This is a genomic window from Streptomyces sp. CGMCC 4.7035 (assembly GCF_031583065.1).
In the GTDB taxonomy this organism is placed as follows: domain Bacteria; phylum Actinomycetota; class Actinomycetes; order Streptomycetales; family Streptomycetaceae; genus Streptomyces; species Streptomyces yaanensis.
Genome location: NZ_CP134053.1, coordinates 858,711 through 882,496, shown reverse-complemented (window position 1 = coordinate 882,496; position 23,786 = coordinate 858,711). Strand labels below are relative to the sequence as shown.

General features: G+C 69.2%; 8 protein-coding genes and 1 pseudogene (1 of these 9 only partly in view). 3 read left to right on the top strand and 6 right to left on the bottom strand.

Going from position 1 to position 23,786, the window contains the following annotated elements; translation table 11 throughout:
• The first annotated feature begins 36 nt into the window (after positions 1-36).
• Positions 37-486 (top strand): cold-shock protein, encoded by a 450-nt coding sequence (locus tag Q2K21_RS03390; protein ID WP_310764192.1) that lies wholly within the window; start codon positions 37-39, stop codon positions 484-486.
• A gap of 96 nt (positions 487-582) precedes the next feature.
• Here the strand turns inward: Q2K21_RS03390 and Q2K21_RS03385 are convergent, their stop codons facing one another.
• Positions 583-1,251, bottom strand: a complete 669-nt coding sequence (locus Q2K21_RS03385) for a response regulator transcription factor (RefSeq protein ID WP_310764190.1) — start codon at positions 1,249-1,251, stop codon at positions 583-585.
• Positions 1,248-2,420 (bottom strand): sensor histidine kinase, encoded by a 1,173-nt coding sequence (locus Q2K21_RS03380; RefSeq protein WP_310764188.1) that lies wholly within the window; start codon positions 2,418-2,420, stop codon positions 1,248-1,250. The genes Q2K21_RS03385 and Q2K21_RS03380 overlap by 4 nt, the downstream gene beginning before the upstream one ends.
• A gap of 133 nt (positions 2,421-2,553) precedes the next feature.
• On the opposite strand from Q2K21_RS03380, the gene Q2K21_RS03375 reads away from it, so the two are divergent.
• Together Q2K21_RS03375 and Q2K21_RS03370 are read left to right on the top strand one after the other, a co-directional pair.
• Positions 2,554-3,465 carry an ABC transporter ATP-binding protein gene (locus Q2K21_RS03375; RefSeq protein WP_310764186.1) on the top strand — a complete coding sequence of 304 codons (912 nt, stop codon included), beginning with the start codon at positions 2,554-2,556 and terminating at the stop codon, positions 3,463-3,465.
• Positions 3,462-4,325, top strand: a complete 864-nt coding sequence (locus Q2K21_RS03370; RefSeq protein WP_310764185.1) for an ABC transporter permease subunit — start codon at positions 3,462-3,464, stop codon at positions 4,323-4,325. Before Q2K21_RS03375 ends, Q2K21_RS03370 begins: the two co-directional genes overlap by 4 nt.
• Positions 4,326-4,412: 87 nt before the next feature.
• On the opposite strand, the gene Q2K21_RS03365 is transcribed toward Q2K21_RS03370, so the two are convergent.
• The 4 genes and pseudogenes from Q2K21_RS03365 to Q2K21_RS03350 form a co-directional block, all read right to left on the bottom strand.
• Positions 4,413-5,429, bottom strand: a complete 1,017-nt coding sequence (locus Q2K21_RS03365; RefSeq protein ID WP_310764183.1) for a threonine ammonia-lyase — start codon at positions 5,427-5,429, stop codon at positions 4,413-4,415.
• 106 nt (positions 5,430-5,535) lie between these two features.
• Positions 5,536-6,258 (bottom strand): thioesterase domain-containing protein, encoded by a 723-nt coding sequence (locus tag Q2K21_RS03360; RefSeq protein WP_310780571.1) that lies wholly within the window; start codon positions 6,256-6,258, stop codon positions 5,536-5,538.
• Between the two features lie 93 nt (positions 6,259-6,351).
• Positions 6,352-7,724, bottom strand: a pseudogene (locus tag Q2K21_RS03355) (condensation domain-containing protein); the annotation flags it as partial.
• A gap of 59 nt (positions 7,725-7,783) precedes the next feature.
• Positions 7,784-23,786, bottom strand: partial view of a non-ribosomal peptide synthase/polyketide synthase gene (locus Q2K21_RS03350; protein WP_310764181.1) — the 3' portion only. It continues 3,539 nt past the right edge of the window; the window shows 16,003 of its 19,542 coding nt (coding positions 3,540-19,542); its start codon lies beyond the right edge, outside the window; it ends in the stop codon at positions 7,784-7,786.

Here is a 23,786-nt window from a genome sequence, read left to right as displayed (position 1 = left end):
TTCGGGCAAGGGGCCCGAGATGGTTGTGGGGTTCAGATGGTTGCAGGCAAGGTTCTTCGCTTCGACGGTGTCCGAGGCTACGGGTTCATCGCTCCTGAGGATGGCGGGGAGGACGTCTTCCTGCATGCGAACGATCTGCTGATTCCGGAGTCTTCCGTGCGTTCCGGGACATGGGTCGAGTTCGAGATCGAGGAGGGTGACCGCGGGCCCAAGGCATCGTCGGTCCGGCTTTCCGAGAGGGCGCAGACGCCCATGATGCCTCCGCCCGCGTTGCGGCTCCAGGCGCCTTCGTCCGTACAGACGTCCACCGCCGGTCTGGAGGACGGCGAAGAACCCACGTGCGATGTACTCAGCGTCGCGGAGTACAGCTTCGAGCTCACGGAGCTCCTGCTGAACTCGGCCTCGTGGCTGACTGGGGAGCAGATCACGCAGCTTCGCCAGCAGTTGGTACAGCTCAGCAGAAGCCACGGCTGGGTCGAGGGCTGAGAACCCGTAGGGCCGGAGTCGGGCCTGCGTTCTCCATGTGTCGTGCTCTTCACGGTGGCCGCAAGCCCGACTGCTGGTCGACGTCCCCTACGGGCATCACTGCGACGGCGAAACGAGACCGGTTTCGTAGGCGAGGATGACGAGGTGGACGCGATCACGCGCGTGCAGTTTGGCGAGCAGACGCGCGACGTGGGCCTTGGCGGTGGCCACGCTGACGCAGAGCGTCTCTGCGATCTCGGCGTTGGACAGGCCGCGGCCGATCAGGAGGAGCACCTCGCGTTCCCGGCCGGTGATGCCGTCCATCACTCCCCGGCGGGTCGTGCCGGTGGCGGGCGCGTCCGGGCGTGCCGCGAAATCCTGGATGAGGCGACGCGTGACGCGCGGGGCCAGGAGCGCATCACCGACAGCGACCACCCTGATCGCGTCGAGAATCGTCTCCAACTGCATGTCCTTGACGAGGAAGCCACTCGCTCCGGCCCGGAGCGCACCGTAGACGCAGTCGTCGTCGTCAAAGGTGGTGAGGACGAGGACGTGGGTCCTCGACTCCGGATCCGCAGTGATCTGGCGGGTGGCCTCGATACCGTCCATGCCGGGCATACGGATGTCCATGACGGCGACGTCCGGCCGCAGTTGCTTGACGAGTGCCACGGCCCCGGCCCCCGTTTCGGCCTCCCCCACGACTTCCAGGTCGGGTGTGTCCTCGACGAGGACACGCAGGCCGGTGCGGATCAGAGGCTGGTCGTCGATCAGGGCGACGCGGATCACTCTGCGGCCTCCACCGGCACTGGGAGTCGCGCCGCAACGCGGAATCCGCCTTCGGGGCGGAGGCCGGCGCTGAACTGGCCGTGCAACAGGCTGACTCTCTCCCGCATTCCGACGAGGCCGTATCCGGGGCTCCCTGCCACGCCCCCACAGCCGAGGTCGACGACCTCGACGACCAGTTCGTCCGGCCGGTAGTCCAGCGTCACGCTGCAGTCCTTCGTGCCGGAATGCCGTACGACGTTGGTGACGGCCTCCTGGACGATACGGAAGGCGGCCAGGTCCACCTCGGCGGGCAGGCTGCGGGGCTCGCCCCGGCGCCGCACGTCCACCCGGACGCCGACATCCTTGGTCCTCGCCACCAACTGATCGACATGGGCCAGGCCCGAGACCGGCTCACCCGGCGCTGCTGCCTGGGCGTCGGTCTTCCGCAGCGCTCCGAGCATGCGCCGCAGACCGGAGAGGGTCTCTCGGCTGGTCGTCTCGATGGCGCCCAAGGCAATGCGGGTCTGTTCGGGCCGGTTGCTCATGACCCGTCTGCCGACGCCGGCCTGAATGGCGATGATGCCTATGTTGTGCGCGACCATGTCGTGCAGTTCGCGGGCGATACGCAGCCGCTCTTCCGTGACCGCCTGCTGCGTTGCCTGGAGGCGCATGGTCTCGGCGTGGGCGCGGCTTTGGCGAATCGTGTTGCCGATCAGCCAGGCGATGGCAACAGTCGCGACGAGGGTGAGCGACTTCGTGATACTCACGGGGTACCCGGCCAGCACGTCCCAGACGGTGTACCCGGCCACCGTCCCTACCGGCAGCAGGGCGGCGAGGAGCGAGATGCGGCGCTCCCGACTGGCGGTGATGTAGCCGACCAGTCCGTCGGACAACAGGAAGAGCACATACGGCGTCTCCCGAACCCACATCTCGTAGGAGAAGACGGCGCCCGCGAGCACTGCGGCCACCGCGGCCAGTGGCGCGCGAAACAGCAGCAGGGTGCCCAGCGTGGTGACGACGGCGGTGACCAGCAGCGGCGCGCCCTCTGTGTTTCCGTTGTAGTCGAGCAGGTGGTGCAGCTCGCCGGGCCGTTGCAGAGCGCGCACCAGGATGATCATCAACCAGAAGAGCGCCACCCAAAGACCTGGTGGCAGGCGCTTGAGCAGGGGTGGAGGGGGCGCGACGGTCATGACCCCGATCGTATGCGCGCGGGGGCCGTGGGTCATTGGCCCTCAGGCTTAATACTCCGGGCTACAAGCGTGCACCGCGAATGTGATCGCCGGAGGGATGCCGAACTCCCGCTTGTTCCGGCAGGGTTGACCTGTGATCGAAGCGACGCACCTGACCAAACGATACGGCGCGACCGTCGCCGTCGACGACCTGACTTTCACCGTGGCGCCGGGCAGGGTGACGGGTTTCCTCGGGCCGAACGGGGCCGGGAAGTCCACCACGCTCCGGATGATCCTCGGGCTGAACGCCCCCAGCGGCGGAGCCGTGACCGTGAACGGAGTGCCTTTCGCGGGCCACCCACGCGGGCTGCGCCACGTCGGCGCGCTGCTGGACGCCCAGGACATCCACGGCGGACGCAGCGCCCATGCGCATCTTGCCGCCCTGGCCCGCAGCAACCGTATCCCGCCCGCACGGGTGGACGAGGTGCTGCACGAGGTGGGGCTGGCCAAGGCCGCACGACGTCGCATCGGCGGCTTCTCCTTGGGCATGAAGCAACGGCTCGGCATCGCCGGCGCGCTCCTGGGTGACCCGCCGGTGCTGCTGTTCGACGAGCCGCTGAACGGTCTGGACCCCGAAGGCGTGCGCTGGGTGCGCGGGCTCTTTCGCCGCCTGGCCGCCGAGGGCCGTACCGTCTTCGTCTCCAGCCACATGATGGCGGAGATGCACCAGACCGCCGATCACCTCATCGTGATCGGCCAGGGCCGGCTGATCGCCGACCAGGCCTTGGAGGAGTTCGCGGCCCGCGACACCTCCCTGAGCGTGACCGTGAAGACTCCCGATCTGGCCGCGTTGACGGACGCGTTGACCGCCGAGGGCGCATCGGTGCACCAGGAGACCGACGAGGTGGGCCGAGTCACGGGCCTGACGGCGGCCCGGATCGGCGACCTCGCCCACCAGCACCACATCGCGTTGCACCAACTCACCTCGGAGACCTCGTCCTTGGAGTCAGCGTTCATGTCCATCACCGCCGCCAGCGTCGACTACCTTGCCGGAGAGGCCCGATGAGCACCCTGACGTCGTCCGTGGACGGAAAGTCGGACCACGCGCCCGAGCCCAGGCCACGGTTCGCGGACCTGCTTGCCGCCGAGTGGATCAAGATGCGGTCGCTCCGTTCGACCTACTGGGTGCTCGCGCTCAGCGCCCTCGCCGCGATCGTGATCAATGTCAACGCCGTCCACAACGACCTGGCCTACATCGACGGACAACACCCTGTGGCAGCGGGCCTCCCGCCGTTCCGGTACGACCCTCTGTGGCACGGCCTCAACAAGATCGCCGCTGACCTCATGGGTCTGGCCGCCGCCGCCTTCGGCGCCATCACCGTCTTCGGCGAGTTCGCCACCGGGATGATCCGCACCACGTTCGCCGCCGTTCCCGACCGCCGCGCGGTGATCACGGCCAAGGTGGCCATGGTCACCACGATCACCATCGTCCTGGGTGCGATCGTCTCCACGGCGTCGTTCTTCCTCACCAACGCCATGCTCGCTTCCCGCCACCTCGGACTGTCCATCCACGACCGGGGCTGCACGCGTGCCGTCGCCGCCTACGCGCTGATCGCTCCGGTTTGTGCGCTCCTGGGCATGGCCTTCGGTGCCGTCCTGCGACACGCCACCGCCTCGATCACCGGAGTCGTGGGAATGCTGTTCCTGCTGCCCATGCTCTTCGGCGGCGACCGCTACAAGCTTCTCAAAGAGATCGGCGACTACCTTCCTCTCCAGGCGGCGAGCCGACTGACCCTGAACCCGGCCTTCCACATCAGCCTTGGCAAGTATCCGGCAACGATCAGCGGCTCGTGGATCGCGCTCGCCGCCTGGTCCCTCGCCTCGGTGATCGTCGCGGTGGTGGTCGTGCGGCGCCGGGACGTGTGACCGGGACCCCGCGGCGGACCGCCTACAGCGAGAGGGCGGTCACCGCGGGGCCGAACGATCCGTCACTCGGTGCGCCGAGGTGAACGCTCAACTGGGCACGTCGGGCCGGGACAGCAGCGACGTCACGAGGTCTGCCTCGACGTTGCCGCCTGTGAGCACCACCCCGACGTCGGCGCCGAAGCCGGCGGCGTGGTCGAGTGCCGCTGCGAGCGCCGTCGCCGCCGCCGGCTCGATCAGCAGGCGTGCGTGCAGGAGGGCGGCACGGAGCGCGCCCTCGATGGCCACCTCGCTCACCCTGACGACCGAGGCGACGGTCCCGTGGGCGAGATCGAAGGGAAGGCTGCCTGTGCGATCAGGTCGGAGACCGTCGGCGATCGTGTAGCCGGCCGGCACGGTCACCGGCCGACCGGCACGAAGAGCCGCTGTGAACGAGGCCACCGCCTCCGGTTCCGCTCCGACCACTGCCATGTCTTCCCCTGCCGCCGCCAGACAGGCCCCGGCGATCGCGCTGCCGCCGCCGATCGGAACGACCACGGCGTCCAGCCTGCCTCCCTCCGCTCGGACCTGGCCGATCAGTTCGGCTGTGGCAGTCCCCTGACCCATGACGACATCGCGGTTCTGGTAGGGATCGACCACGTCGTACCCGCGCAGGTCCTGGATCTTCTCGACCATCGCCGTCCGTTCGGCGAGGAGGGTGCCGGCGAAGGCGATCTCCGCCCCGGCTTCCCGGATGAGATCGACCTTCGTCGCCACCGCGTCATCGGGCAGGACCAACACGGCCGGCAGTCCATGCGCCCGGGCCGCCAGCGCGACCGCGATGGCGTGGTTCCCCGTGCTCTGCGCAACCACGCCACGGCTTCCGGCGGCGGCCAGCCGCTCGACGGCCAGGAGCGCCCCCCTGGTCTTGAACGATCCGCCGCGCTGCAGGTTCTCGGCTTTCAGCCAGAGCCGCGTGCCCGCGAGCGCGTCGAGCCGGTCGCAGCGGACGACGGGCGTGCGCCACACCCGGCCGGCCAGCCGCCGCGCAGCGCACTCCACGTCATCCCTGCCGAGGCCCGCCCCCTCGGTGCCGACAGCGGCGATGCCGCCCTCGTGCTCACACATGCCCGTCCATTCCCCTCGTTCCGACTCGTCGGGATGAACCATCCCCGTCTGCTCCGGCCGGCGCCCAGGCAGCATCCGGCGCCGGCCGGTCGTGCAGGTACCTCGGTCAGTCCTCCTGCGCTGCCATCCAGTCCGCTATCGCATGCCAGACGTCGCTCAGCTGTTCGGGATCGACCATCTGGGGATGGGCGCACGGGATGCGGGCTTCCGAGATCGTCCCGCTCACGTAGGGCTCCCAGCTCCGGGCGGTTGGCGCGCCCTTCGTCTTGCCCTCCTCCGCCACGAGCACCAGAGCATCCCCATCGAACCGTCCGTAGTTGTGCTCGACGGCGATCCTCTGGTTGTTCAGGAACAGGTGCGCGATGTGCAGGGCCTCGTCGTCCGAGAGCCCGCCGATCGGGCCGGCCACCTGGCGGGCCCAGTCCTTCAGCGCACGCAGCTCGCCCTCCGGGTCGGGAGCGGGCATCAGCTCGGCCTCGGCCGCGCCGCCCTCCCCGTCCCCCTCGACCGGCTCGGGTCCGAGCGTGCGCTGCGGCGGATAGACGTCCAGGATGATCAAGGCCGATACCTCATCACCCGCCGCCTGAAGCTGCACGGCTACCTCGTGCGCGACCAGTCCGCCATGGGACCAGCCCAGCAGGCGGTACGGTCCGGTCGGCTGCACGGTGCGCATCTGCTCGATGTAGTCCTGCGCCATCTCCGTGAGCGAGGCCGCGAACTCGGCTTCGCCCGAGATGCCTCGCGCCTGCAATGCGTAGAGCGGGATCCCGCTCGGAGCGAACCTCGACATGGGCATGTAGCACCAGCTCACGCCACCGCCGGGATGCATGCAGAAGACAGGGGCCTCATCGCCCGACTCCCGGATCGGCAGGAGGACGTCGAGCACGTCACGCAAGGACGACATGCTCAGACGCTCCATCAGGCCGCTCACCGTCGGGGCCGCGAAGATGTCGCGCACCGTGAACGACACGCCTCGTGCCCTCAGCCGTGCGACCGCCTGGACCGCCAGCAGCGAATGTCCGCCCAGCGCGAAGAAGTCGTCCTCCACACCGACCGCCTCCAGCACCCGCACCAAACGCTCGGCCATCAGCTCGACACTCACAGCGTCGAACAGAGCAGCCGCCCCGGTCACCGTGCCCCGCAGACCCGCTGGAGCGCCGTCAGGGGCGAACGTCTCGCCGAGGCTCACGTCGACATCGAACTTCGCCACGGACGCACCCGCCTGCGAGTCCGGGCGCACTCCCGGCTTTCCAGGGACCTGCGCCCCCGACGGATCGACGGCCGACGGGGTGTCCTCCACCGCGAGCATCACCTGGAACAGCGGTTGCCTCGTCAGCGACCGGGCAGGAGCCAGCTCCTCCACCAGGCGCTCGAACGGCACATCCTGGTTCTCGAGCGCGAGCCATCCCGTCTCCCGGACCTGGGCGAGCACCTGCTCGAAGGTCGGGTCGCCCGACAGATCGGTCCTGATCACCAGGGTGTTGACGAAGAAGCCGACCAGGTCGTTCAGTGCCTCATCGGTGCGTCCGGCAACCGCCACGCCGATCGGGATGTCCGTACCCGCACCCAGTTTCGACAGCAGCACCGCGAGCGCGCTCTGCAGCAGCATGAACGGCGTCACACCATGGGCGCGCGCGACCTTGAGCAGGCGCGCGTGGACCTCGGCGGACACCTGCAACGGAACGGTGTGCCCACGATGATCGGCGACGACGGACCGCGGTCGATCGAAGGCAGTTCCAGCTCCGCCGGCGCCCCTTCCAGGGCTCGCCGCCAGTAGGCGACCTGCCGGGATATCAGGCTGTTCGGGTCGTCCCCACTGCCCAGCATCTCCCGCTGCCACAGCGTGAAGTCCGCGTACTGCACCGGCAGTGGCTCCCACTGCGGACCACGACCCGCGAGGCGGGCCGCGTAAGCCGTGGTGACGTCCCTGACCAAGGGCCCCGCCGACCAGCCGTCACTGGCGATGTGGTGCACCACCACCACCAGGACGTTTTCCTCCGGTCCGGCCGAGAAAAGCCAAGCTCGGATCGGCACCTCGGACTCGAGATCGAACACGCATCCCATGGCTTCGTCGATCGCGGCGGGCAGTGCGGCCGGAGACACGTCCTGCACCTGGAGCTGCCACTCCAGGCTGTCCATGGGGAGGACGTTCTGGAACGGCTCGCCATCGACCATCGGGAACACCGTGCGCAGCACCTCGTGCCGACCGATCACATCCCGCAACGCCGCACCCAGCGCGGCGGAGTCGACCCGGCCGGGCAGCGGCACCACCGTCGGGATGTTGTACGTCGTGCTCGGGCCCTCCAGCTGGCCGATGAACCACAGTCGGCGCTGCGCGTATGACAGCGGATACATCAGGAGTCCTCCGAGTTTCGCGAGTTTCGCATCGGCCGCAGGGCCGGCCTGGCTGGCTTCTGGTTCTCGATCTGACGTGCGAGCTGGGCCACGGTCGGTTCGTTCAACAGCACGCGCAACGGCACTTCCACATCGAGCAAGGTGCGGATGCGGCTGGTCAGCCGCACCGCGAGCAGCGAGTTTCCGCCCAGGTCGAAGAAGTCGTCATCGACCCCGACGGACTCGAGTCCGAGGATCTCGGCGAACGCCTGGCACAGAGCCTCTTCTCGAGCGTTCGCGGGGCCGCGCCCGGACCGGGACGCGGCGGCATCAGGCGCGGGCAACGCCCGTCGATCCAGCTTCCCGTTGACCGTGAGCGGCAACGCCTCGAGTACCACCGTGGCTGCGGGAACCATGTGTTCGGGCAACCGCTCGGCCAAGAACCGGCGCAGTACGGTGGGCAGAGCGTCCAGGGCGGCAGCATCGCGGCCGGCGTCCTGGTCCGGATCATCTCCGGCGGTCGGGACGACGTAGGCGACCAGACGCCTGTCGCCCGGCTCGTCCTCCCGAGCGATGACGGCAGCCTGGACCACCTCCGGGTGCGCGGTCAGCACAGACTCGATCTCACCCGGCTCGATCCGGAAACCACGGACCTTCACCTGCTCATCCGCACGCCCCAGATACACCAGGTTCCCCTCGGCGTCCCACCGCACCACATCCCCGGTCCGGTACAAACGCCCACCACCGCCGGTGTCGAACGGGTCGGCGACGAACCGCTCACCGGTCAGACCCGCACGCCCCACATACCCACGCGCCAACTGCGCACCAGCGATGTACAACTCACCCGCCACACCAACCGGCACCGCACCAAGCCGCTCATCCAGCACATACAACCGCGTGTTCGCGATCGGCCGGCCGATCGGCACCTGATCACCGACCCACTCACCAGCCGCCACCGTGAACACACAACAACCCACCACCGTCTCGGTCGGCCCGTACTCATTGACCACCACCGAACCCGGCGTGCGCTCCAGCCAGCCCCGCACCGAACCACCGGCCAACGCCTCACCACCGACCACCAGCACCCGCGCCGCACCCACCGCAGCCTCATCCGACACCAGCTCCGCCAGCAACGGCAGATGCCCAGGCACCACCTTCAGCACATCGAACCCGTCCGAGGCATTCACCAGCCCCGCCAGCCCCTCAGCACCACCAGCGACACTGGCCACCACCACCGAACCCGCCACCAACGGCACCACCACACTCGTCACCGTCAAGTCGAACGCCAACGACGAATGCAACACCGCACCCGACGCAGCAGGCCCGTACTCACCAGCCGCCCACACCGCATAGTTCGCCAACCCGCCATGGGTCACCGCCACACCCTTCGGCGTCCCCGTCGACCCCGACGTATAGATCACATACGCCAGCTGCCCCGGCAGCACCTCGACCTCCAGGCCCTGCCCGGACATCGACGACACCACCGCCGCCACCTGCGGATCATCCACCGCCACCATCGGCACCCGCACAGCCGGCAACTCATCCAGGATGTCCTCGGTACCGACCACGACCGCCACCCGCGCATCGGCGAGCATGAACGCGATCCGCTCCGCCGGATACTCCGGATCCACCGGCAGATACGCGCCCCCGGCCTTCCACACCGCCAACAGGGCCACCACCATGTCCACCCCACGCGGCAGACACAACCCCACCACCGACTCCGCACCCACACCCAGCCCGGTCAGATACCGGGCCAGACGGTTCGCACGCGCATCCAACTCCCTGTACGAGACCAACTCGCCCTCGCACACCACCGCCGGCACATCCGGCGTCCGCGCCACCTGCTCCGCGAACAACCCCGGCACCAAAGCCCGCGGCACCACCGTGTCCGTGTCGTTCCACTCCACCAACACCCGACGCCGCTCACCCGCATCCAGCACGTCGAGCGCTGCCAGCGGCGTCTTCGGGCCGCCCTCCAGAGCGTCTTCCAACGCCGACACCAGACGGTCGACCGCGGTGAGCAGCATGTCGACCACTGGGCGCGGATCGATTGGTGCCACCGCGTCCACGAGCAGCCCGAAGCCGTCCCCGTCGTCATCGACCGACACCGACAGCGGATAGTTGGTCCGCTCCCGGATGAACACCTGCCGGACACCCTCGGATCCGGTGTCCTGGACGGCATTCGGCTCAGCGGCACCCTTGTGCCTGTCAAGGGTGTTGTGCCGGTAGTTGAACAGCGAGTTGAACAGCGGCACGTCGGAGGGCACAGCGCTGGCTCGTTGTGCCAGCACGAGAGGCGCGTGCTCGTGCTCCAGCAGCCCCGCCAGTTGCTCGCGCATCGCTGTGACCGCGGCCTGTACGTCGAGTTCACTGGTGCGCACCCGCACCGGCAGGGTGTTGATGAACAGGCCGGGCACGCGGTCGGAGCCTGCGCCGGCGTTCATCCGGCCGAACAGCAGCGTGCCGAACACGACGTCGTCACGGCCGGCGACCACCGCCAGCACCCGCGACCACGCCACATGTATGACGGTCGCCGGGCTGGCCCCCAGCCGCCGGGCCGCATCGCGCAACCGCAGCGCCAGGTCGACTCCCAGAAGCCGATTCGCGCTGACGACATCCGTACCGTGGCCGCGTACGTCGCTCACCCCGAACGCCGTTGTCGGCTCCTCCACCCCGGCCAGCAGCTCCCGGAAGAACTCCTGGTGCTCCTCATCGCTGAGACCGGACCGGGCCTGGACCACGAAGTCCCGGAACGGCAACGGCTGCGGAAGCCTGTCGGCACGCCCGGCCAGGATCGTGCGCACCTCGTCGTACACGACCTCCACGGCGGTGTGATCCTGAACCACATGGTGGATGCGCACCATGGCGAGCCACCGGGCGCCGGAGATCTCGGTGACATGGACGTCCAGCAGCGGAGCCCGGCCGAGATCCATCGACAGCCCCACCGTGGATACGAGATCCGCCGCCGGATCCGCGGCATCGGCGGCAATGTCGACCTCGGTCACGGGAAGCGTCGCGGACCGCCACACCACCTGCACCGGCTCGCGCAGCCCGGACCACACCATCGCGGTGCGGAAGATGTCGTGCCGGTCGACCACCTGTTGCAACGCGGCGACGAAGCCGTCCAGCATGGCGCGATCGCCCAGCTCGAAGATCCTGGGCACCGCATAGACGTCGTCACCTCCGTCGGCCAGCAGGTGGTGGAACAGGATGCCTTCCTGGAGCGGGGCCAGCGGGTAGATGTCCGCGACGTTCGCCGCGCCGCCGTCGACCCCGGCCACCGCGATCCGGATCTCGTCCTCGGTCAGGTCGACCAGCGGCAGCATCTCCGGCGTGATCACCTGCGCCCCGTCCGGGATCAGGTTCTCCGGCACCACAGCCGACACCGGACCGGTCACAGTCGCCAACCGTGCCACGGTCGGGGCCTCGAAGAGCGCGCGCATCGAGACCGACACACCGCGTACGCGAAGCCACTCCACCAGGCGCACCGCGAGCAGGGAGTGACCGCCCAGGGCGAAGAAGTCGTCATCGACACCGACCGACTCCAGCCCCAGGACCTCGGCGAACCCCTGGCAGAGCAGTTCCTCGCGGACGTTGGCCGGGCCGCGACCGGAACCGGCTGCGGACGCGAAGTCCGGTGCGGGCAGGGCCCGCCGGTCCAGCTTCCCGTTGGGTGTCAGCGGCAGCGCGTCCAGCACCACCACCGCAGCCGGAACCATGTACTCCGGCAGACGGGAAGCGACATGCTCCCGCAGCACGACCGGATCGGCTTCCGCTCCGGTTGCCGGGACGACGTAGGCGACCAGACGCTTGTCCCCGCCCACATCCTCCCGCGCGATCACGGCCGCCTGCGCGACCTGCGGGTGCTCGGCGATGACCGCCTGGATCTCGCCCGGCTCGATCCGGAAACCACGGATCTTCACCTGCTCATCAGCCCGGCCCAGATACACCAGGTTGCCATCGGCGTTCCAGCGCACCACATCCCCGGTCCGGTACAAACGCCCACCACCACCGGCAGTGGTGTCGAACGGGTCGGCGACGAACCGCTCACCGGTCAGACCCGCACGCCCCACATACCCCCGCGCCAACTGCACACCAGCCAGATACAACTCACCCGCCACCCCCACCGGCACCGGAGCAAGCCGCTCATCCAGCACGAACACCCGCGTGTTGAACACCGGACGCCCGATCGGCACCACCGACGCCCCGTCAGCCACCACCCCATGACCGGTCACATCCACCGACGCCTCGGTCGGACCGTACAGATTGAACAACCCCACCGCCGAACCGAACACCCCGAAGAACCGGTCCCGCACCCCAGCACCCAACGCCTCACCCGAACACACCACCCGACGCAGCGACCCACACTCCCCCGCCCCCACCACACCCAGGAACGCCTCCAGCATCGAAGGCACAAAATGCACCGTGTCCACCCGCTCATCACGGATCAACCCCGCCACATACCCCGGATCCCGATGACCACCCGGCCGGGCCACCACCATCACCGCACCCTGCACCAACGGCCAGAACAACTCCCACACCGACACATCGAAACCGAACGGCGTCTTGTGCAACACCCGGTCCCCGACCCCAAGACCGAACCGCGCCTGCATCCACACCAACCGGTTCACAATCCCCGCATGCGAAACCACCACACCCTTCGGCAACCCCGTCGACCCCGACGTATAAATCACATACGCCGCATGCCCCGACACCACCGACACCCCAGGATCAGCATCGGACAACGACGACACCGCCGACACCACACCCGGCTCATCCAACGCCACCACCGGCACCGAACCGGCATCCACACCCGAGAGACCAGCACCGGTGACGACAGCGACCACGCCGGCATCGGCCAGCATGAACGACACCCGCTCGGCGGGCAGTTCCGGATCCACCGGCAGATACGCAGCCCCGGCCTTCAACACGGCCAGCAGCGCCACCACCATCTCCACGCCGCGTTCCATCATCACCGCGACGACCGACTCCGGACCCACACCCCGGCCCGACAGGTAACGGGCCAGACGGTTCGCACGCGCATCCAGCTCCCCGTAGGAGACGGACTCGCCCTCGAACACCACCGCCGGCGCATCCGGCGTCCGCGCCACCTGCCCCGCGAACAACCCCGGCAACGTCGCGGACGGCACCTCGACCGCCGTGTCGTTCCACTGACGCAGCACCTGGTCCAGCTCCGCGGCGTCCAGTACGCCCACGGCCGACAGCGGCACCTGCACGCCGCCGTTCAGAGCGTTCTCCAGCGCGGACACCACACCGCCGACCGCGCTGTGCAGCATCCCGGCCACCGCCTGCGGATCGATCGGCCCGACCGCATCCACCACCAGACCGAACCGCTCACCGCCGCTGTCATCGACCGACACCGTCAGCGGATAGTTCGTCCGCTCCTGGACGAACACGTCCCGGATGCCTTCGAACCCGCCGTCCCCGCCGGCACCCTGCGCCCCGCCGACGGCGTTGTGCCGGTAGTTGAACAGCGCAGCGAACAACGGCTCATCGGCCGGCACCCCGCTGACCCGCTGGGCCAGCGCCAGCGGCGCGTGCTCGTGCTCCAACAGCCCGGCCAGCTGGCCACGCATCCCTGTGACCGCGTCCAGGATATTGAGTTCGCCGGTGCGCACCCGCACCGGAAGGGTGTTCATGAACAACCCCGGCACCCGGTCCGAGCCGGCACCGGCATTCATCCGGCCGAACAGCACCGTGCCGAACACCACGTCGTCACGGCCGGAGACCACCGCCAGCACCCGCGACCACGCCACATGCATCACCGTGGCCGGGCTTGCCCCCAGCCGACGGGCCGCCTCACGCAAGCGCACCGCCAGCTCGGGATCCACGGGCAGGTTCGCCCGTACCACGCCCGAGCCGTCACCGCGTACGTCGCTGACCCCGAACGCCGCGGTCGGCTCGTCCACCCCGGCCAGCAGCTCCCGGAAGAACTCCTCGTGCTCCCCGGTGTCGAGACCGGCACGGGCCTGGGCCACGAAGTCCCGGAACGGCAACGACTCGGGAAGCGTCTCGGCACGACCCGCCAGGATCGTCTGCACCTCGTCGTAGACCACGTCCATCGCGGTGTGGTCCTGCACCAGGTGATGCACCCGCACCAACCCCAGCCACCGGCCGCCGGAAGCTTCGGCGACGTGCAGATCCAGCAGCGGCGCCCGCCCCAGATCCATCGTCAACCCCACCACGGACATGAGTTCGGCCGCAGGATCGTCCGCCTGCGAGTCCAGCGCCACTTCGCTCACTCGCAGCGTCGCGGACCGCCACACCACCTGCACCGGCTCACGCAGCCCCTGCCACACCACCGAGGTGCGGAACACATCGTGCCGGTCGATCACCTGCTGCAACGCCGAGACGAACCCGTCCAGCCGGGAACGGCCGTCGAACTCGATCGCCATCGACAGCACGTAGGCGTCATCCCCGCCATCGGAAAGCAGGTGGTGGAAGAGGATGCCTTCCTGCAGCGGGGCCAGCGGATAAATGTCCGCCACATTCGCCGCACCGCCCTCGACCGTACCGAGCACGGCCTGGACCTCGGCCTCGGTCAGCTCGACCAGCGGCAGCATCTCCGGCGTGATCACCTGCGCCCCGTCCGGGATCAGGTTCTCCGGCACCACCACCGACACCGCACCCGAGGTGGCCGCCAGACCCGCCGGCGTCGGCGAGACGAACAGCGCCCGCACCGACACCGACACACCCCGCACCCGCAACCACTCCACCAGCCGCACCGCCAGCAGAGAATGACCGCCCAGGGCGAAGAAGTCGTCGTCGACGCCGACCGACTCCAGCCCCAGGACCTCGGCGAACGCCTGGCAGAGCAGTTCCTCGCGCACGTTGGCCGGGCCACGCCCGGAACCAGCGATCGCGGTGAAGTCCGGCGCGGGCAGGGCCTTGCGGTCCAGCTTGCCGTTCGTGTTCAGCGGCAGCGCCTCCAGCACCACCACCGCAGCCGGAACCATGTACTCCGGCAGACGCGAAGCAACATGCTCCCGCAGGACCGCCGGATCCACTTCCGCACCGGTTGCCGGGACGACGTAGGCGACCAGACGCCTGTCCCCACCCACATCCTCCCGCGCGATCACAGCCGCCTGCACCACCTGCGGGTGCGCGCTCAGCACCGCCTCGATCTCACCCGGCTCGATCCGGAAACCACGGACCTTCACCTGCTCATCCGCACGCCCCAGATACACCAGGTTCCCCTCGGCGTCCCAGCGCACCACATCCCCGGTCCGGTACAAACGACCACCGCCGGTGACATCGAACGGGTCGGCGACGAACCGCTCACCGGTCAGACCCGCACGCCCCAGATACCCACGCGCCACACCCGAACCAGCGATATACAACTCACCCGCCACCCCGACAGGCACCGGAGCAAGCCGCTCATCCAGCACGAACACCCGAGCCCCACCGACCGGCCGACCGATCGGCGGCACCCACCCCGCCCCACCACACTCCGCACCCTCACCGAACCACGCCGTCGCATACACCGTCGCCTCGGTCGGACCATAAATATTGGCCACCACCGCACCCGGCAACGCCTCACACACCCGAGCGAACACCGGCGCCGACAAACCCTCACCCGCCAGCACCACCGCCTGCGGCCGCACCCCGCCACCCGCACCGTCCAGCACCCGCGACAACGCCGAAGGCACCGCACTCACCAACGACACCTCACCCACCCCCACGGCCCCATCAGCCAGCGCCAACAGGTCCTCAACCACCTCCACACAACCACCCGCACACAACGGGCCCAACAACTCGAACACCGACACATCGAAACTCAGCGACGTCGACCCCAGCACCCGGCCGAACTCACCACCCGAGCCGAACCGGGACCCCGCCCACGCCACCAAAGCAGCCACCGAACCCTGCTCGACCACCACACCCTTCGGCATCCCCGTCGACCCCGACGTATAGATCACATACGCCGGACACCCCGACAACACCGACACCCCAGGATCAGCATCGGACAACGACGACACCGCAGCCACCACACCCGGCTCGTCCAGCACCACCACCGGCACACCCTCCGGCGCGGACAGCACCCCGGCCACCCCGGACACCGTCAGCACACACACCGGCCCCGCATCAGCCAGCATGAACGCGATCCGCTCCACCGGATAGGCCGGGTCCACCGGCAGATACGCGCCCCCGGCCTTCCACACCGCCAACAGGGCCACCACCATGTCCACCCCACGCGGCAGACACAACCCCACCACCGACTCCGCACCCACACCCAACCCGGTCAGATACCGGGCCAGACGATTCGCACGCGCATCCAGCTCCCCGTACGAGAGCGACACGCCACCACTCACCACCGCCGGCGCATCCGGCGTCCGCGCCACCTGCACCGCGAACAACTCCGGCACCGAAACCCCCGGCGCCACGAAACCCGTGTCATTCCACTGACGCAGCACCCGATCCAGCTCGGCCGCGCCCAGCACATCCACCCCGGAGACCCGCACCGACGGCTCGGCGACGACCGCCTCCAGCACCCGCACCAAACGCTCGGCGAGCATCGCCACACTGCCGGCATCGAACAGATCCGCAGACCCAGTCACCACAGCCCGCAACCCGGCCGGAACACCTTCGGCGTCGAACACCTCCGACACCGTCACGTCCACGTCGAACTTCGCGACTGCCGCAATCGGCGTCCCACCGAGCTGCGTCGCCGCCTGCCCGCCGGCTCGAACGCCGGGCAGGTCCAGGACCGCCTGGGCGTTGTTCTGCAGGGTGAGCATCACCTGGAACAACGGATGCCGCGACAGCGAACGGGCAGGAGCCAGCTCCTCCACCAACCGCTCGAACGGCACATCCTGATGCTCGAACGCCGACAGGCCTGCCTCACGTACCCGGGTCAGCACCTGCTCGAAGCTCGGGTCACCCGACAGGTCCGTGCGCATCACCAGCGTGTTGACGAAGAACCCGACCAGGTCGTCCAGCGCCTCGTCCGTACGCCCGGCGACCGCCGCACCGATCGGGATGTCCTCACCGGCGCCCAGCTTGGACAGCAGCACCGCCAACGCGGCCTGCAGCACCATGAACACCGTCACGCCCTGCTCACGCGCCACCGAAAGCAGCCGCGCGTGCACATCAGCCGGAACCTGCACCGGCACCGCGTGCCCGCGATGGCTCGCCACCGCCGGACGCGGCCGGTCCACGGGCAGTGCCAGTTCCTCCGGCGCCCCGGCCAAAGCCTCACGCCAGAAACCGACCTGCTGGGAGATCAGGCTGTCCTGGTCCTGCTCGTCCCCGAGCAGTTCGCGCTGCCACAGGGTGTAGTCCGCGTACTGCACCGGCAACGGCCCCCAGTGCGGGGAACGGCCTTCAAGGCGCGCCGCGTACGCCGCCGACACGTCCTGGGCCAGCGGACCGGTCGACCAACCGTCACCGGCGATGTGGTGCACCACCACCGCCAGCACATGGTCACCCGAGCCGTCGCTGAACAGCCACGCCCGGATCGGCACCTCCACCGCCAGATCGAAGGCATACTCCGTCGCCTGCGCGACCGCACCTGGGAGATCCTCAGCAGCCACCTGGACCCGCTGCAGCTCCCACTCCAGCTCATCGACATTGATGATCTGCTGGTATGGCTTACCGTCCGCGGCGGTGGGGAAGACCGTGCGCAGCACCTCGTGCCGGCCGATCACATCCCGCAGGGCCGCCGCAAGCGCGGCCTGGTCGACCTCGCCTGACAGTCCGAGCACCATCGGAATGTTGTAGAGCGCGCTCGGGCCTTCCAACTGACCGATGAACCACAGGCGTTGCTGCGCGAACGACAACGGCAACCGCTCCGGACGCGCCCACGGCGCCAGAGCAGACCGCGCCGCACGGGCACCCGAAAGCCGCGCGGCAAGGCCGGCCACCGTCGGGGCCTCGAAGAGCGTCCGCAGAGACACCTCGACCCCGAGAACGGTCCGCATCCGGCTGACCAGGCGCACCGCGAGCAGGGAGTGGCCGCCCAGGGCGAAGAAGTCGTCATCGACACCGACCGACTCCAGTCCGAGAATCTCGGCGAACGCCTGGCACAGCAGCTCTTCGCGGACGTTGGCCGGGCCGCGACCGGAACCGGCTGCGGACGCGAAGTCCGGTGCGGGCAGGGCCCGCCGGTCCAGCTTCCCGTTGGGCGTCAGCGGCAGCGCGTCCAGCACCACGACCACCGCGGGCACCATGTACTCCGGCAGACGCGAAGCGACATGCTCCCGCAGCACGACCGGATCGGCTTCCGCTCCGGTTGCCGGGACGACGTAGGCGACCAGACGCTTGTCCCCGCCCACATCCTCCCGCGCGATCACAGCCGCCTGCCCGACCTGCGGATGCTCGGCGATGACCGCCTGGATCTCGCCCGGCTCGATCCGGAAACCACGGATCTTCACCTGCTCATCCGCACGCCCCAGATACACCAGATCACCATCGGCGTCCCACCGCACCACATCCCCGGTCCGGTACAAACGCCCACCACCACCGGCAGTGGTGTCGAACGGGTCGGCGACGAACCGCTCACCGGTCAGACCCGCACGCCCCACATACCCCCGCGCCAACTGCACACCAGCCAGATACAACTCACCCGCCACCCCCACCGGCACCGGAGCAAGCCGCTCATCCAGCACGAACACCCGCGTGTTGAACACCGGACGCCCGATCGGCACCACCGACGCCCCGTCAGCCACCACCCCATGACCGGTCACATCCACCGACGCCTCGGTCGGACCGTACAGATTGAACAACCCCACCGCCGAACCGAACACCCCGAAGAACCGGTCCCGCACCCCAGCACCCAACGCCTCACCCGAACACACCACCCGACGCAGCGACCCACACTCCCCCGCCCCCACCACACCCAGGAACGCCTCCAGCATCGAAGGCACAAAATGCACCGTGTCCACCCGCTCATCACGGATCAACCCCGCCACATACCCCGGATCCCGATGACCACCCGGCCGGGCCACCACCATCACCGCACCCTGCACCAACGGCCAGAACAACTCCCACACCGACACATCGAAACCGAACGGCGTCTTGTGCAACACCCGGTCCCCGACCCCAAGACCGAACCGCGCCTGCATCCACACCAACCGGTTCACAATCCCCGCATGCGAAACCACCACACCCTTCGGCAACCCCGTCGACCCCGACGTATAAATCACATACGCCGCATGCCCCGACACCACCGACACCCCAGGATCAGCATCGGACAACGACGACACCGCCGACACCACACCCGGCTCATCCAACGCCACCACCGGCACCGAACCGGCATCCACACCCGAGAGACCAGCACCGGTGACGACAGCGACCACGCCGGCATCGGCCAGCATGAACGACACCCGCTCGGCGGGCAGTTCCGGATCCACCGGCAGATACGCAGCCCCGGCCTTCAACACGGCCAGCAGCGCCACCACCATCTCCACGCCGCGTTCCATCATCACCGCGACGACCGACTCCGGACCCACACCCCGGCCCGACAGGTAACGGGCCAGACGGTTCGCACGCGCATCCAGCTCCCCGTAGGAGACGGACTCGCCCTCGAACACCACCGCCGGCGCATCCGGCGTCCGCGCCACCTGCCCCGCGAACAACCCCGGCAACGTCGCGGACGGCACCTCGACCGCCGTGTCGTTCCACTGACGCAGCACCTGGTCCAGCTCCGCGGCGTCCAGTACGCCCACGGCCGACAGCGGCACCTGCACGCCGCCGTTCAGAGCGTTCTCCAGCGCGGACACCACACCGCCGACCGCGCTGTGCAGCATCCCGGCCACCGCCTGCGGATCGATCGGCCCGACCGCATCCACCACCAGACCGAAACTGTCACCGTTGTCGTCGACCGACACCGTCAGCGGAAAGTTACTGCTCTCCCGGGCGAACACCGACCGGATGCCCTGGAACCCGCCGTCCCCGCCGGCGCCCTGCGCCCCGCCGACGGCGTTGTGCCGGTAGTTGAACAGCGCAGCGAACAACGGCTCATCGGCCGGCACCCCGCTGACCCGCTGGGCCAGCGCCAGCGGCGCGTGCTCGTGCTCCAACAGCCCGGCCAGCTGGCCACGCATCCCTGTGACCGCGTCCAGGGTGTTGAGTTCGGTGGTGCGCACCCGCACCGGGAGGGTGTTCATGAACAGGCCGGGTACACGGTCGGAGCCTGCGCCGGCGTTCATCCGGCCGAACAGCACGGTGCCGAAGACGACGTCGTCACGGCCGGAGACCACCGCCAGCACCCGCGACCACGCCACATGCATCACCGTGGCCGGGCTGGCCCCCAGCCGACGGGACATCTCCCGCAAGCGCACCGCCAGCGCGGCATCCACACCAAGCCCGGCCCGCGCGATCCCGGAGCCGTCGCCGCGTACGTCGCTGACCCCGAACGCCGCGGTCGGCTCGTCCACCCCGGCGAGCAGCTCGCGGAAGAACGCCTCGTGCTCCCCGGTGTCCAGGCCGGCGCGGCTCTGAGCCACGAAGTCCCGGAACGGCAACGGCTCGGGAAGCTCCTCGGCACGCCCGGCGAGGATGGTGCGCACCTCGTCGTACACGACGTCCATCGCGGTGTGGTCCTGCACCAGGTGGTGCACCCGCAGCAGTCCGAGCCACCGGCCGTCGGACATCTCGGTGATGTGCAGGTCCAGGAGCGGTGCGCGCCCCAGGTCCATCGACAGTCCGACCGACGCCACCAACTCCGCCGCCGGGTCCTCGGCATCGGCATCGAGCCTGACCTCGGTGACGGGCAGCGCCGCAGATCGCCACACCACCTGGACCGGCTCGCGCAGCCCCTGCCACACGACCGACGTGCGGAACACGTCATGCCGGTCGATCACCTGCTGCAACGCCGAGACGAACCCGTCCAGCCGGGAACGGCCGTCGAACTCGATCACCATCGGCGACACATAAGCATCCTGGCCGCCGTCGGCCAGCAGGTGGTGGAAGAGGATGCCTTCCTGCAGCGGAGCCAGCGGGTAGATGTCCGCCACGTTCGCCGCACCGCCCTCGACCGTGCCGACCACGGTCTGGACCTCGGCCTCGGTCAGCTCGACCAGCGGCAGCATCTCCGGCGTGATCACCTGCGCCCCGTCCGGGATCAGGTTCTCCGGCACCACCACCGACACCGCACCCGAGGTGGCCGCCAGACCCGCCGGCGTCGGCGAGACGAACAACGCCCGTACCGACACCGACACACCCCGCACCCGCAACCACTCCACCAGCCGCACCGCCAGCAGAGAATGACCGCCCAGGGCGAAGAAGTCGTCATCGACGCCGACCGACTCCAGCCCCAGGACCTCGGCAAAGCCCTGGCAGAGCAGTTCCTCGCGCACGTTGGCCGGGCCACGCCCGGAACCAGCGATCGCAGTGAAGTCCGGCGCGGGCAGGGCCTTGCGGTCCAGCTTCCCGTTCGTGTTCAGCGGCAGCACATCCAGCACCACCACCGCAGCCGGAACCATGTACTCCGGCAGCCGCGAAGCAACATGCTCCCGCAGCACGACCGGATCGGCTTCCGCACCGGTTGCCGGGACGACGTAGGCGACCAGACGCTTGTCCCCGCCCTCATCCTCCCGCGCGATCACGGCCGCCTGGGCGACCTGCGGGTACGCGGCGATGACCGCCTGGATCTCGCCCGGCTCGATCCGGAAACCACGGACCTTCACCTGCTCATCCGCACGCCCGACGAACACCAGCTCACCGGACTCGCTCCACCGCACCACATCCCCGGTCCGGTACAAACGGCCACCACCACCGGTGGTGTCGAACGGGTCGGCGACGAACCGCTCACCGGTCAGACCCGCACGGCCCGCATACCCACGGGCCAGCTGCGCACCCGCGATATACAACTCACCCGCCACACCCACCGGCACCGGAGCAAGCCGCTCGTCCAGCACGAACACCCGGCTGTTACCGGACGGACGCCCGAACGACACCACCGCAGACTCCGCCACCCCCGGATCCAGCACCCCGGCCGCCATCATCACCGCGGCCTCCGTCGGACCATAGGCATGGGACAACACACGGCCCTGCGCCCACGCCCCGGCCGTCCGGGCAGAGATCGCCTCCGAACCCACCACCATGTGCTCCACCGGCGCCAGATCCCCCGGCGAGAGCATCTCCAGCAGACTCGGCACCACACTGGCCACCCGCACCCCGGCCGAGACCACCAGATCCCGCAACAACCCCGCATCCACCCGCTGCGCCGCCGACGCCACCACCAAACGCGCCCCCGACGTCAACGCCACCGCCACATCCAGCACCGACGCATCGAAACTGAACGAAACGAACTGCAACACCCCCACACCCGGCACCGCACCGAACACCGGCGTGAACACCGCCACCGTATTCGCCAACGCCCCATGCGAGACCGCCACACCCTTCGGCGTCCCCGTCGACCCCGACGTATAAATCACATACGCCAACTGCCCCGACACCAACGACACCGGCACAGACCCACCGGACAACGACGACACCGCCGCCACCACACCCGGCTCATCCAGCACCACCACCGGCACCGACACACCCGGCACGCCCTCCGACGCACCCTCCGGCCCGGACAGCACCCCGGCCACCCCGGACACCGTCAGCACACACACCGGCCCCGCATCAGCCAGCATGAACGCGATCCGCTCCACGGGCAGCTCCGGATCCACCGGCACATACGCGCCACCGGCCTTCCACACCGCCAACAGGGCCACCACCATGTCCACCCCACGCGGCAGACACAACCCCACCACCGACTCCGCACCCACACCCAACCCCGACAGATACCGGGCCAGACGATTCGCCCGCGCATCCAGCTCCCCATAGGAGACGGACTCGCCCTCGAACACCACCGCCGGCGCATCCGGCATCCGCGCCACCTGCCCCGCGAACAACCCCGGCACCAGAACCTGCGGCACCACCGTGTCCGTGTCGTTCCACTCCACCAACACCCGGTGCAACTCGGCGGCGTCCAGAACGCCCACGGCCGACAGCGGCACCTGCACGCCGTCGTCCAGGGCCGCCTCCAAGGCGGACACCACACCGCCGACCGCGGTGAGCAGCATCCCCGCCACTGCCTGCGGGTCGATCGGTCCGACCGCATCCACCGTCACGGCAAAGCGCTCGGCGCCACTGTCATCGACGGACACCGTCAACGGGTAGTTGCTGCTTTCCCGGGCGAACACCGGCCGGATACCTTCAAAGCCGCCGTCCCGGGCCGCACCGCCCTCGTCAGCGCCCCGAGTCCCGCCGGCAGTGTTGTGCCGGTAGTTGAACAGCGCAGCGAACAGCGGTTCATCCGCCGGCACCTCGCTGACACGCTGTGCAAGGGCCAGCGGCGCGTGCTCGTGCTCGAGCAGCCCGGCCAGCTGACCGCGCATTGCCGTGACCGCGGCCTGTACGTCGAGTTCGGCGGTGCGCACCCGCACCGGCAGGGTGTTCATGAACAGCCCCACGCGGTCCGAGCCGGCACCGGCGTTCATGCGGCCGAGCAGCACGGTGCCGAAGACGACGTCGTCACGGCCGGAGATCATCGCCAGCACCCGCGACCACGCCACGTGCATCACCGTGGCCGGGCTTGCCCCCAGCCGACGGGCCGCCTCCAGCAAGCGCACCGCCAGCTCGGGATCGACAGGCTCGCTCGCCCGCACTACCCCGGAGCCATCCCCGCGTACGTTGCTAATGCCGAAAGCGGCGGTCGGCTCGTCCACGCCGGCGAGCAGTTCGCGGAAGAACTCCTCGTGCTCGCCGGTGTCGAGGCCGGCCCTGGCCTGGGCGACGAAGTCCCGGAACGGCAACGGCTCGGGAAGCTCCTCGGCACGCCCGGCGAGGATGGTGCGTACCTCGTCGTACACGACCTCCATCGCGGTGTGGTCCTGTGTCACATGGTGTATCCGTATCAACCCCAGCCACCGGCCACCGGGCATCCGGGCGACGTGCAGGTCCAGGAGCGGTGCGCGCCCCAGATCCATCGTCTGCCCCACCACGGACATGAGTTCGGCGGCGGGATCGTCCGCCTGCGCATCGAGGGCCACCTCGGTCACGGGCAGTGTC